Origin of the sequence: Rhodoferax ferrireducens (genome assembly GCF_003347515.1) — a bacterium.
Classification (GTDB): Bacteria; Pseudomonadota; Gammaproteobacteria; order Burkholderiales; family Burkholderiaceae_C; genus Rhodoferax.
The window spans coordinates 1-206 of record NZ_QEII01000074.1; the positions used below are offsets into that span (position 1 = coordinate 1).

Sequence of the window (206 nt, forward strand, 5' to 3'; positions counted from 1 at the left end):
GCACCAGCTTAGAGGCTCCTGGCGTACGACTGCGCTTTGTGCAAAAACTAGACAAAGACAGCGCACCTTTGCGTGAAGGGACTGTCGATCTGGAGACTGGTGTCATTGCGAACACGATGGGTCCGGAACTGCGTACCCAGGCCCTTTTCCGAGATCGTTTTATCGGCGTCGTGCGAATGGGACACTCGCTAAGTGACGGCGAGCTA

At 55.8% G+C, this 206-nt stretch carries 1 pseudogene; it reads left to right on the forward strand.

Annotated elements, in window-relative coordinates:
* A pseudogene (locus tag C5P05_RS34175) lies at nucleotides 1-206 on the forward strand (LysR family transcriptional regulator); the annotation flags it as partial.